Source organism: Sphingomonas bacterium (assembly GCF_903644135.1).
Lineage (GTDB): Bacteria > Pseudomonadota > Alphaproteobacteria > Sphingomonadales > Sphingomonadaceae > Sphingomonas.
In genome coordinates this window covers 1-10,982 of the sequence record NZ_CAHJXA010000058.1, presented here as the reverse complement: position 1 = coordinate 10,982, position 10,982 = coordinate 1, and the positions used below count along the sequence as shown (strand labels likewise).

At 68.9% G+C, this 10,982-nt stretch carries 12 protein-coding genes; 10 read left to right on the top strand and 2 right to left on the bottom strand.

Annotation, left to right across the window (positions count from 1 at the left end; translation table 11 throughout):
- Positions 1–48: 48 nt before the first annotated feature.
- Positions 49–1,188 carry a Gfo/Idh/MocA family protein gene (locus tag HUU96_RS04990; protein WP_174291752.1) on the bottom strand — a complete coding sequence of 380 codons (1,140 nt, stop codon included), beginning with the start codon at positions 1,186–1,188 and terminating at the stop codon, positions 49–51.
- 138 nt (positions 1,189–1,326) lie between these two features.
- On the opposite strand from HUU96_RS04990, the gene HUU96_RS04985 reads away from it, so the two are divergent.
- From HUU96_RS04985 to HUU96_RS04975, 3 genes are read left to right on the top strand one after another with little or no spacing between them, the layout of a single operon-like run.
- A complete protein-coding gene (locus HUU96_RS04985) occupies positions 1,327–1,839 on the top strand; it encodes a hypothetical protein (RefSeq protein WP_174291751.1) in 513 nt (170 codons plus the stop codon).
- Positions 1,832–3,400 carry a GMC family oxidoreductase gene (locus HUU96_RS04980; protein ID WP_254605010.1) on the top strand — a complete coding sequence of 523 codons (1,569 nt, stop codon included), beginning with the start codon at positions 1,832–1,834 and terminating at the stop codon, positions 3,398–3,400. The genes HUU96_RS04985 and HUU96_RS04980 overlap by 8 nt, the downstream gene beginning before the upstream one ends.
- Positions 3,397–4,728, top strand: a complete 1,332-nt coding sequence (locus tag HUU96_RS04975; RefSeq protein WP_174291750.1) for a family 1 glycosylhydrolase — start codon at positions 3,397–3,399, stop codon at positions 4,726–4,728. Before HUU96_RS04980 ends, HUU96_RS04975 begins: the two co-directional genes overlap by 4 nt.
- A gap of 15 nt (positions 4,729–4,743) precedes the next feature.
- Here HUU96_RS04975 and HUU96_RS04970 read toward each other — a convergent pair whose 3' ends face one another.
- Positions 4,744–5,076: a UrcA family protein gene (locus HUU96_RS04970; protein WP_174291749.1), complete on the bottom strand. Its 333-nt coding sequence runs from the start codon at positions 5,074–5,076 to the stop codon at positions 4,744–4,746.
- A gap of 146 nt (positions 5,077–5,222) precedes the next feature.
- Between HUU96_RS04970 and HUU96_RS04965 the strand changes: the two genes are divergently transcribed.
- The 7 genes from HUU96_RS04965 to HUU96_RS04935 form a co-directional block, all read left to right on the top strand.
- Positions 5,223–6,158: a LysR family transcriptional regulator gene (locus HUU96_RS04965; RefSeq protein ID WP_254605008.1), complete on the top strand. Its 936-nt coding sequence runs from the start codon at positions 5,223–5,225 to the stop codon at positions 6,156–6,158.
- A gap of 137 nt (positions 6,159–6,295) precedes the next feature.
- Positions 6,296–7,381, top strand: a complete 1,086-nt coding sequence (locus tag HUU96_RS04960) for a putative urea ABC transporter substrate-binding protein (RefSeq protein ID WP_174291753.1) — start codon at positions 6,296–6,298, stop codon at positions 7,379–7,381.
- A gap of 7 nt (positions 7,382–7,388) precedes the next feature.
- Positions 7,389–8,204 carry an ABC transporter permease gene (locus HUU96_RS04955; RefSeq protein WP_174291747.1) on the top strand — a complete coding sequence of 272 codons (816 nt, stop codon included), beginning with the start codon at positions 7,389–7,391 and terminating at the stop codon, positions 8,202–8,204.
- Positions 8,201–9,007 carry an ABC transporter ATP-binding protein gene (locus HUU96_RS04950; RefSeq protein WP_174291746.1) on the top strand — a complete coding sequence of 269 codons (807 nt, stop codon included), beginning with the start codon at positions 8,201–8,203 and terminating at the stop codon, positions 9,005–9,007. Before HUU96_RS04955 ends, HUU96_RS04950 begins: the two co-directional genes overlap by 4 nt.
- Positions 9,004–9,813: an urea amidolyase associated protein UAAP1 gene (locus HUU96_RS04945; RefSeq protein ID WP_174291745.1), complete on the top strand. Its 810-nt coding sequence runs from the start codon at positions 9,004–9,006 to the stop codon at positions 9,811–9,813. The genes HUU96_RS04950 and HUU96_RS04945 overlap by 4 nt, the downstream gene beginning before the upstream one ends.
- A 9-nt stretch (positions 9,814–9,822) precedes the next feature.
- Positions 9,823–10,458, top strand: coding sequence for an urea amidolyase associated protein UAAP2 (locus tag HUU96_RS04940; RefSeq protein WP_174291744.1), 636 nt, complete (start codon positions 9,823–9,825; stop codon positions 10,456–10,458).
- A partial coding sequence (locus HUU96_RS04935) for a biotin carboxylase N-terminal domain-containing protein (protein ID WP_302480213.1) occupies positions 10,458–10,982 on the top strand: 525 nt, incomplete at its 3' end. The genes HUU96_RS04940 and HUU96_RS04935, both read left to right, overlap by 1 nt.

Genomic DNA, 10,982 nt, shown 5'->3' with positions numbered 1-10,982 from the left:
ACAGCGCGTCGAGAACGGCGCGCGCCTGCGGATCCAGTTCGCCGGCGCTCACCCCTCGTCGCGCGACGGGCTGGACGCGTTGACGTCCTCGGGCGGCGTCACCCCCGACAGCGTCTGCACCTGCGCGTCCGGGTCGATCCGGCGCGAGCGGGTGAAGGGCGGCAGCTCCTGCCGCTCGCCGGTCTCCAGCGCGCGAACGATGCCCTCGACGACGCGCAGGTCGGCCAATCCCTCCTCGACGCCCGGCTCCGGCTCGCGATCGTGGAGGATGCACTCGGAGAAATAGCGCATCTCGCCGCCGAACTGGTCGGTCGCCTTGAACGTCTGGTGGGTCTTCTTCTGACCGACGATGCGGTTCTGCTCGATGCCTTCGCCATAACCAAAGGCCGGGCTCATATGGATGCTACCCTTCGTCCCGGCGACGATCAGGCTGTCAATGCTGTTGAGATAATAGGAGACGGTGAAGGTCGCCAGCCGGTCGCCCGGCATCCGTAGCGTCACCGCCACCGTGTCGTCGAGATCGCCGAACCCCGAGTCGGGCTGGCGCGTCGCCACCGCGTGCTCGACCGCGACCGGCTCGGCCCCGAAGAGGTAGCGGATCGCGTTGATCGGGTATGGCCCCATGTCGAACAGCGGCCCCGCCGCCAGGCCATGCTCGGCGCGGTGGTTGGCGGGATCGAGCATCTGCCCGAAGCAGGAGGTAAAGGCGAGCGGCTCGCCGATCTCGCCCGCGCGGATGCGGCTGATCGCGTCCAGCGTGCCGGGCTCGAAGTGCAGGCGATAGGCGACCATCAGCTTGGCGGTCGAGGCGCGCTCCGCCTCTTGGATCGACCGACACAGCTCGGACGACACCTCCAGCGGCTTCTCGCACAGCACGTGGATGCCGGCCTTCAGCGCCGGAACGGCGAACTCCGCGTGCCGCCAGTTGGGAGTGCCCAGATACACCGCATCGATCTCGCCCGACGCCAGCAGCGCGTCGAACTGATCATAGCCGTAGACATGCTCAATCTTGTACTCGTCGGCCAGCACCCGCGCCTTTTCAGGGTCGCCGGTGACGATCGCGGTCAGCGTCGAGTTGCCGGTATGCTCGATGCCGGGCATCATCGCGCGCTGGGTGATGTCGCCCGCGCCCACGACGGCGTAGCGGACGCGGGGCCGGTCGAGGCCGAGGGCCGAGGCGATGCTCATGAGGACACTCCTGATTGATCAGAGCGGCAACGCACGCCTGCCCTAGTATCTCCTTGCTGCGTGGAACTATCGCCGATCTCGACGGCTGTGCGGCGAGTGATCGCCACCCCCTCCGAGCCGTCCGTCGCAAACGTGGGAATGCTTCGCGCCCAAGCCGATGCGCTGCTTGCGTCCGACCGGCTGACCGCGCCGACGCGCGCCGCGCTGAGCGCCCGGCTTGCCTGGCGGCGATCGTCGCCGCGAGCGCTCACCGCACGCCAGTTGGCGGTGCTCGACGCGGTGGCGTGGCGGCTCGTGCCGCTCGGGCCGCTGGAAGAGGTCGTCGATCTCGCCGGACGGCTGGAGGCTGATGTGGCGGACGGCCCCGGCGACGGCTGGCGTTATGCCGCGATGCCGGTCGACGGGATCGCGCTCGCGGCGGGGCTCGACCGGCTGGAGGCGGATACTTTCCTCGACGGTGACGATGCGGAGCGCGACCGGCTGCTGGAAGTGGCGCGTACCGGCGTCGCGGATTGGCCAGTACCCTCCGACCTGTGGTTCGAGGAGGTGCTCGCCCGGCTGGTCCAGCTGGCCTACGCCCATCCGCTCGTCCAGCTTTCGATCGGCTATGACGGCATGTCGGACGCTGCCGGCTTTCCCGCGCATGGCTGAGCGTCCTGCGATGCGCCGCCACCTGCCCGATGACCAAGTGGATGCGGTCGTGATCGGCACTGGCGCTGGCGGCGCGCCGATCCTGGCGCGGCTGGCCGAGGCGGGCTGCTCGGTCGTGGCGCTGGAGGCGGGCCGCTGGTGGTCGCCCGTCGACGACTTCGCCACCGACGAGGCGGAGCAGGACAAGCTGTTCTGGCGCGACGAGCGGCTATCGGCCGGCACCGACCCCCTCGCCTTCGGTGCGAACAATTCGGGCACAGGAGTTGGCGGCTCGACGCTCCACTGGACCGCATATTGCCCGCGCGCCCAGCCCGACGACCTGCGCATCGCCAGCGAGACCGGGCAGGGCCGCGACTGGCCGATCGCCCATGCCGAGTTGGTGCCTTACTATGACGAGGTAGAGCGCTTCATCGGCGTCTCGGGTCCCGCCATCTATCCATGGGGACCGCCGCGTACGCAAACCTATCCCCTGCCCCCGCTCCCGCTCAACGCCGCCGCGCGGGCGATGGCGCGGGGGTGCGCCGCGCACGGCATCGCCACCGCGCCTGCTCCCAACGCGGCGCTGTCGGGCAGCTATTATCGCGAGGCCTATGGCTTCCGCCCCGCCTGCACCAACCGCGGCCACTGCCAGGCGGGCTGCTCGAACGGTGCCAAGGCCTCGACCGATGTCACCTATATTCCCGCCGCCGTGAAGGCAGGCGCGGAGGTGCGCGACCGTTGCTATGTCACCGGCTTCGAACGCGACCGAGCGGGCCGGATCGCCGCCGTCATCTACCGCGACGAGCGCGACGGCGAGGAGCGGCGGCAGCGCTGCGCTCACGTCTTCCTGTGCGCCGGCGGGGTCGAGAGCCCGCGGATGCTGCTGCTCCACGACCTCGCGCTTGGCTCGGGGCAGGTCGGGCGCAACTTCATGGCGCATCCGGGCTTGCAGGTCTGGGGCGTGTTCGACGAGCCCACCCATCCGACGCGCGGCATCCCCGGCGCGCTGATCAGCGAGGACATGCACCGGCCGCGCGATGCCGGGTTCACGGGCGGCTACCTCCTCCAGTCGATCGGCGTCATGCCGGTCACCTATGCCGGCCAGCTCGCGCGCGGGTCCGGGCTGTGGGGCAAGGCGCTGGTCGACCACATGGCGCGATTCGACCATGTCGCTGGCATCAACATGCTCGGCGACTGCCTGCCCAGCCCCGACAACCGCCTGACGCTCTGCGACGAGGTCGACGCGCGCGGCTTCGCCAAGCCGCTCGTCACCTTCGCCAACGGTCCCAACGAGCAGGCGATGACCGCCCATGCGGAGGGCATGATGCGCGCCGTGTGGGAGGCCGCCGGCGCGCGCGACATCTGGACCTTCCAGCGCAACGCCCACACGCTCGGCGGCTGCCGCATGGGGCCGGACGGCAACGACGCGGTGGTCGACGCCGACTGCCGCAGCTTCGAGGTCGCGAACCTCTCGATCTGCGATAATTCGGTGTTCCCGAGCGCGCTGTCCGTCAATCCCGCGCTGACGCAGATGGCGCTGTCGCTGCGCACCGCCGATCGTTTCCTGGAGCGTGGCCGATGACCTTTCTCGACGATGTCCGCCGCCGCTTCGGTGATGACGATACCCAGGGCGACCGTCATGGCGGGCGCACCGGCGAGAGCGGCGCGGGACTGCCCGACGGTGCTGCCGGCTCGTTCCGCTTCGCCACCGGCATCGAATGTTCCTACCCGATGACGCAGGGCGGCACTGACCGGCGCGACCAGCTCGCCGAGTGCGGCCATTACGATCGCTGGCGCGAGGACCTGGGGCTGGTGCACGATCTGGGGCTGCGCACGTTGCGCTACGGCCTGCCGCTGCACCGTATCGTCGGGCGCGACGGCGCGCGCGACTGGGCGTTCGCCGACGACGCGATGGCGGAGATGCGGCGGCTGGAGATCGAACCGGTCCTCGACCTGATGCATTTCGGCCTGCCCGACGCCTGGGGCGACTATCAGAACCCCGAACTGCCGGTGCTGTTCGCCGATTATTGCGCACAGGTCGCCGCGCGCTATCCCTGGGTGCGCTGCTACACGCCGGTAAACGAAATCTACGTGACCGCGCGCAACAGCGGCCGCGATGGCCTTTGGAACGAGCAGCGCCGCGACGACCGCTCGTTCGTCACCGCGCTGAAGCACGCGACCGCCGCCAACATCCTCGGCATCCAGGCGATCGCCCGTGCGCGACCCGACTGCATGATCGTTCAGTCAGAGACTGCCGAGTGCCTCCACGCCGCGACGCCGGTCGAGCCGGACCATGTCCGCATCGCCAACAAGCTGCGCTTCCTGTCGCTCGACCTGCTCTACGCCAACGCGCCCGATGCCGAGATGATGCTGTTCCTGCTCGACAACGGCCTGACCCGCGAAGAGTACGCCTGGTTCATGGCCGGCGAGCCGCCCGGCTATCAGGTGCTCGGCATGGACTATTACGGGCGCAACGAGCGGATCGTGCTGCCCGACGGCACGACCATCGCGGGTGAGGACGTCTATGGCTGGCACGTCATCGTGCGCGAATATTACCGCCGCTATCGCAAGCCGGTCTTCCACACCGAGACCAACGTGTTCCTGCCCGACGCCGCGCCCGAATGGTTGTGGAAGCAGTGGATCAACATCCTGGCCGCGCGCGACGGCGGCATCCCGGTGCTCGGTTTCACCTGGTACAGCCTGACCGACCAGATCGACTGGGACTCGCAGCTTGCCGAGCGCAACGGCACCGTGATCCCGTGCGGTCTATACGACCTCGACCGCAAGCCTCGCCCGGTCGCGGCAGCGTATCGTCAGCTGCTGGAGAATTTCGGCCGCATCGGGCTGATGCCCCATGCCGAGCTGCTGACGATCACCGACGCACCGGCGACGTTGAAGGTAGACGTGTAGGGATCTGGAAGCGGCCTATCGCAGCGCGACCTGGACGCCGCTGCCGCCTCCAGCCTGGGCCGTCCGCTGTTCGATGCGCGAGCGGATGTCGGCCAGCACCTCGGTCCGGCACGCCCGGCTCTGCGCATCGAGCGACAGATGGATGGTCGCCAGCCGATCGCCGCAGACGTCGCGCGCCGCCTGATCCATGCGGATGGCCAGCGTCCGCTGCCCGTCGACGGTGGCGAGGTCGAGATGGTCGAGCTTGAGCGCGACGCTGTTCTTGACCAGGGGGTTGTCCGGCGCTGCGGCGAATGCTGCCGGTGCCACCAACAAAGCGGCAATTGCCGCCAATGCTGCTCTCTTCATGCGATCATCTCCTGTCGGTACCGGTCGCTCTTTGACGACTGCTCCGCGCAGATAGTCGCTCGGCCATGGCCATACAACCGGCCCGGCTGCCGCTTCCCTTGCCGGACCGCACCGCTAAGGTCCGGCGAAACTGCAGGAGCCGAGACTTGGTTGAGCGCGCAGCGTTGCCGGACAAGACCTTTGCCGGCCGCGTCGACTGGAACCTGCTTCGCACCTTTGTCGAGATCGTCCGGGCCGGCGGCGTCGGCGCGGCGGCGCGCAAGCTCAACCGGCAGCAGCCGAGCATCAGCGCCGCGCTGAAGCGGCTGGAGGATCAGGTCGGCGTGCAGCTGCTGCGCCGGTCCTCCACCGGGGTCGAGATGACCGCGGCCGGCGAGGCGCTGATGGCGCTCAGCGAGGACATGCTGGAGGCGGCAAGGATGGTGCCGCACCAGATTGCCCAGGCGATCCGACGCGTCGAGGGTCTGGTCCGCATCCAGCTCATCTCGTCGGTCATCTCGGAGGAACTCGACGCGGCGATCGCCAGCTTCCACCGCCGCAACCCCAATATCCAGATCGAGATGAGGGTGTCGCCATGGCGTGCCGTGCTCGATGCGCTGGAGCGCGGCGAGGTCGAGATCGGCATCGGCTATGACAGCAACGTGCGGCCGGAACTGGTCTACGAACCGCTGTTCGTCGAGCGCCAGCAACTCTATTGCTGCCGGAGCCACCCCCTGTTCGGACACCGGGTGACCCGGCTCGGCGACCTCAAGGACGAGGCGTTCGTGCTGACCGGCGAGGACGAGCTGGACACCATCACCCGCCTGCGCCGCCGTTACCGCCTCGGCACCAAGGTCAGCGGCATCGCCGAGGACATCAGCGAGGTGCTGCGGCTGATCGTGCTGGGCGTGGGGATCGGTTTCCTGCCCGTGCTGGCGGCGGCGGATGCCGTTGCCAGGCAGCGCCTGTGGCCGCTCCTGCATCCGGAGGCCGAGCCATCCTACGACATCTTCCTGCTCGCCCGCTCGAAGCCTTCGCGTGACACCGCCACCCAGCTGTTCTTCGATGAGGTCATACGCCGATTGCGAGCGCAGCAGGCATAGATGTGGTCTATGCCTCGCATCGATAATTTACCCCTTCAGCAATGCCATGCCGCTTGGCAGGCTGACAACAGGAGATCGTCATGAGCCTCTACGCCAGTTCCAACAGCGCCGCTCGCTCCCGGTCCGAAGGTCGCGCGATGACGCGCCAGCGCTGGGCGATAGCCTTGGCGGCGACGCTGATCCTAGCCGGCTGCAGCAGCAAGCAGCCGGGCGCACCCGGCACTCAGGCCGGCGTCGTCAAGAAGGACTTCACGATCGGCTGGTCGATCTACACGGGGTGGATGCCTTGGCCCTATGCGCAGCAGGCAGGGATCGTGAAGAAGTGGGCCGACAAGTACGGCATCGATATCCGGCTCGTCCAGGTCAACGACTATGTCGAATCGGTCAACCAATATGCCGCCGGCAAGCTCGACGGCGTAGTCGCGACGACGATGGACGCGCTCACCATTCCAGCGGCGGGCGGGATGGATACGACGGTGCTGCTGATCGGCGACTATTCCGACGGCAATGACGGGGTGGTGCTGAAGAACGCCCGCAGCATGGCCGACATCAAGGGGCGGTCGGTCAACCTGGTCGAGCTGTCGGTGTCCAATTTCCTGCTCGCGCGCGGGCTCGAGCTCAACGGCCTGAAGCTGTCGGACGTCAAGATCGTCAACACCGGCGATGCGGACATCGTCGGCGCGTTCGCCGCTCCGGCCGTGACCGCGGTGGCGACGTGGAACCCGCAGCTTGCGACCATCCGCTCGGCACCGGGCGCGAGCGAGGTGTTCGACAGCTCCAAGATCCCCAACGAGATCCTCGACACGCTGAACGTCAGCACGGCGACGCTGAAGGCCAACCCAAACTTCGGCAAGGCGCTGGCCGGCATCTGGTACGAGACGCTGGCGGTGATGTCGCGCGGCGACGCCGCCGGCCGGGCTGCACGCGCCGCCATGGCCAAGGCGGCAGGCACGTCCGCGGCCAGCTTCGACGGCCAGCTGAAGACGACGCACCTCTACAGCCGCGCCGGCGACGCGGCGGCCTATGCCAACAATCCCGACCTGGTGAAGGTGACCGACCGGGTCAGGCAGTTCAGCTTCGCACACGGCCTGTTCGGGCCGACCGCCAAGTCGGTCGACGCGATCGGCATCGCCTTCCCCGGCAAGACGCTGGGCGATGCCGGCAACGTCAAGCTGCGGTTCGATCCGAGCTATATGCAGATGGCCGCGGACGGCAAGCTGTAGGCCGGCGATGAGGCGGATCGTCAACCTGCGGCCGCGGCGTGGAGCGCGGGTTGCGCTCGGCGCGGTGCCGTTCCTGATCCTGATCTTGCTCTACCTGCTCGCCTCGGAGACGCGCCACGCGGCCAATCCGGCCGACAAGGTGTTGCCGACCTTCGCGGCGATGGCGGAGGCGATCCATGCCTTCACCACCGATCGCGATCCAGCGACCGATCGCATCATCCTGGTCGCGGATACGCTCGCCAGCCTGTACCGGCTGGGTATCGGCCTGGCGATCGCGACCGGCACCGCGCTCCTGCTCGGGCTGCTGCTGGGGGTGGTGCCGCTCGCCCGCGCGCTGCTGGGGCCGGTGATCGCGGTGATCGCCGTCATCCCGCCGATCGCGGTGCTGCCCATCCTGTTCATCGTCCTCGGCCTCGACGAAGCGTCGAAGATCGCGCTGATCGCGATCGGCATCGCGCCGTTCATGACCCGGGATCTGGCGAGCTTCGTCGCCGCGCTGCCGAGCGAACAGCTGGCCAAGGCGCAGACGCTGGGCGCGAACAGCTGGCAACTGGCGCTGCGCGTTGCCCTGCCGCAGCTGATGCCGCGGCTGATCGAGGCGCTGCGCCTGACGCTGGGGCCGGCCTGGGTGTTCCTGATCGCGTCCGAAGCGGTCGCCTCCGATGTCGGCCTGGGCTACCGCATCTTCCTGGTCCGCCGCTACTTCGCGATGGACATCATCCTCCCGTACGTCACCTGGATCTCGTTGCTCGCGATCGCGGCGGACGCGGTGCTGCTGCTCGTCAGCCGCCGCGGCTTCCCCTGGGCGCATGGCGGCCGATGAGCGAGTTCGTCGAGCTGCGCGACGTCTGGGTCGAATATGGCGGCAAGGTCGTGCTGGAGCGGGTCTCGCTGCACCTCGCCGAGCGCAGCTTCGTCGCCGTCGTCGGCCCGTCCGGGGCCGGCAAGACCACGCTGCTGCGCCTCCTGTTGGGGCAGGAGGCGCCCAGCCGCGGCCAGGTGCTGCTCGACGGCAAGCCGATGCGTGCGGAATGCGGCCCCGATCGCGGCGTCGTCTTCCAGCGCTATTCCGTGTTCCCGCACCTTACCGCGCTGCGCAACGTGATGTTCGGGCTGGAGTGCGCGCAGGCCCCCGTCACCGCCCGGCTGTTCGGAGCGCAGCGCCGCGCGGCGCGCGAGACGGCCGCGGAGATGCTGGCGGCGGTCGGCCTCGACCAGAGCATGGACGTCTATCCCGCCCAGATGTCGGGCGGGATGCAGCAGCGGCTGGCGATCGCCCAGGCGCTGGTCAAGCATCCGCGGATCCTGCTGCTCGACGAGCCGTTCGGCGCGCTCGATCCGCATACCCGGCTCGGGATGCACGGCCTCGTCACCCGGCTGTGGCGGGAGCGTGGGCTGACCATCCTCATGGTCACGCACGACATTCCCGAAGCCTTCAAGCTCGGCACGCGCGTGCTCGCCTTCGACCGGCAGCGGCACGATGCCCAGGTGTCGCAGCGGGCCGGCTCGACCGTCGCGGCGGACATCGCGCTCGCCGGCCTGACGCCGGCGCTGCGCCGCGCGGCGATCCCGGCCGGGTTGCTGCCGGACGATCCGGAGACCGCCACCCAGGAACCCGAACTATGACCAGCAGCACCGCCGATCCACAGGCCGCACGCGCCCATGCCCGCGCCATGGCCGGAATGGTGGCGGAGGCGATGCCGATCCTGCCGCCTGTTGCCGCCGACGCGTCCGGCGACCTCGTCTGGGAGGAGACGATCGCGCCGGCCGGCTACGCCTCGCGGCGGGTCGCGCGCGGCACGCGGCTGCGACTGGTCGACCTTGGCGGCGACGCCTGTGCCTCGATGCTGGTGTTCAACGCCGAAACGCCGACCGAGCGGCTGAACGTCGCCGACACGCTGAAGGTGCAGTGGAACGGCTATCTCGGGGCCGGCCGGCTGCTGCTGTCGGACATGGGCCGGGTGATGATGAGCATCCTGGAGGACGGGGCCGGCACCCACGATGCGTTCTGCGGTGCCTCCAACCAGGCGTCGAACGCGCGCCGTTATGGCGACGGCAGCAACTATGGGGCGCAGCCTAACGCACGCGACCGCTTCATGCTGGGCGTGGCCAAGCATGGGCTCGGCCGCAAGGACGTCCATCCCTGCATCAACTGGTTCAAGGGCGTTCGCATCGCCGGGAACGGCGACACCGAGCCGGAGATCGGCCCGTTCGAGCCCGGCCGGACGCTGGTGCTGCGCGCCGAGATGGAGCTGATCGTCGTCATCGCCAACTGCCCGCATGTGCTCGATCCGCGCGCCGACTACCTCACCACGCCGCTGCGCGCGACCGCCTGGCGCGGCGAGCCGGCCGGCGAGGACGATCTCATCCGCACCGCGACGCCGGAGGGCCTGCGGGCCTTCCTCAACACCGAAGACCTCTACCGGCGCTGAGAACCAGACATGACCTCCCTCGCCTCCCAACCCGTCCTTGCCGGACACATCCGCCACGACGAAACCGTGCCAGCACGCGCGCCCTGGATGCATCGCGTCGATGCGGGCGAGACGCTGCGCATCGTCGACCTGGAGGGCAACCAGGCGGTCGACTTCCTGATTTACGCCGCCGCCGACGACGCCGAACGCTACAGCGCGCAGGATACGATCGCTGCGCAGGCCAACATCTTCCTGCGCGAAGGCGCGGTGCTGCGCTCCAACGAGGGGCGGCCGATGATGACGATCACCGGCACCAACGTCGCCTATCATGACACGATCGGCGGTGCCTGCTCATGCGAATCGAATACGTTGCGCTATGGTCATCACACCAAGGCTCAACATAGCTGTGTCGACAATTTCCTCGATGCCAACCTGCCGGCCGGCCGCGGCAAGCGCGACATGGTGTCGAACGTCAACTTCTTCATGAACGTGCCGGTCGAGGCGGACGGCACGCTCGGCATCGTCGACGGCATCTCCGCGCCCGGCCTGTTCGTCGACGTGCGGGCCGAGATGGACGTGGTGGTCGTCGTCTCCAACTGCCCGCAGATCAACAATCCCTGCAACGGCTTCAATCCCAGCCCGGTGCGCATGGTGGTGGCCGGCTGATGTTCGCCAAGGTCCTGATCGCCAACCGCGGCGCGATCGCCTGCCGCATCCTCCGCACGCTGCGGGCGATGGGGATCGGCTCGGTCGCGGTGTTCAGCGACGCCGATGCGGGCTCGGCGCATGTCGCGCTGGCCGACGAGGCGGTCCGCATCGGGCCGCCGCCTGCGGCTGAGAGCTATCTCGATGTCGCAGCGATCCTCGCGGCGGCGGAAGCGACGGGGGCTGAGGCGATCCACCCCGGCTATGGCTTCCTGTCCGAGAACGCCGCCTTTGCCGAGGCGTGCGCCGCCCGCGGTATCGCCTTCATCGGACCGACCCCCGACAACATCCGCGCCTTCGGCCTCAAGCATACCGCGCGCGATCTTGCCGCAGCGCAGGGCGTGCCGCTGGCCCCCGGCACCGACCTCCTGTCCGACGAGGCGGCCGCGGTCGAGGCGGCGGCGCGGATCGGCTATCCCGTCATCCTCAAGGCGACGGCGGGCGGCGGCGTTATCGGCATGAGGGTGTGCGCCGACGAAACCGAT

Excerpts from the sequence above, each read along its gene's own strand:
- HUU96_RS04990 (WP_174291752.1), bottom strand. The coding sequence starts at position 1,188 with ATGAGCATCGCCTCGGCCCTCGGCCTCGACCGGCCCCGCGTCCGCTAC.
- HUU96_RS04985 (WP_174291751.1), top strand. The coding sequence starts at position 1,327 with ATGCTTCGCGCCCAAGCCGATGCGCTGCTTGCGTCCGACCGGCTGACC.
- HUU96_RS04980 (WP_254605010.1), top strand. The coding sequence starts at position 1,832 with ATGGCTGAGCGTCCTGCGATGCGCCGCCACCTGCCCGATGACCAAGTG.
- HUU96_RS04975 (WP_174291750.1), top strand. The coding sequence starts at position 3,397 with ATGACCTTTCTCGACGATGTCCGCCGCCGCTTCGGTGATGACGATACC.
- HUU96_RS04970 (WP_174291749.1), bottom strand. The coding sequence starts at position 5,076 with ATGAAGAGAGCAGCATTGGCGGCAATTGCCGCTTTGTTGGTGGCACCG.
- HUU96_RS04960 (WP_174291753.1), top strand. The coding sequence starts at position 6,296 with ATGACGCGCCAGCGCTGGGCGATAGCCTTGGCGGCGACGCTGATCCTA.
- HUU96_RS04955 (WP_174291747.1), top strand. The coding sequence starts at position 7,389 with ATGAGGCGGATCGTCAACCTGCGGCCGCGGCGTGGAGCGCGGGTTGCG.
- HUU96_RS04950 (WP_174291746.1), top strand. The coding sequence starts at position 8,201 with ATGAGCGAGTTCGTCGAGCTGCGCGACGTCTGGGTCGAATATGGCGGC.
- HUU96_RS04945 (WP_174291745.1), top strand. The coding sequence starts at position 9,004 with ATGACCAGCAGCACCGCCGATCCACAGGCCGCACGCGCCCATGCCCGC.
- HUU96_RS04940 (WP_174291744.1), top strand. The coding sequence starts at position 9,823 with ATGACCTCCCTCGCCTCCCAACCCGTCCTTGCCGGACACATCCGCCAC.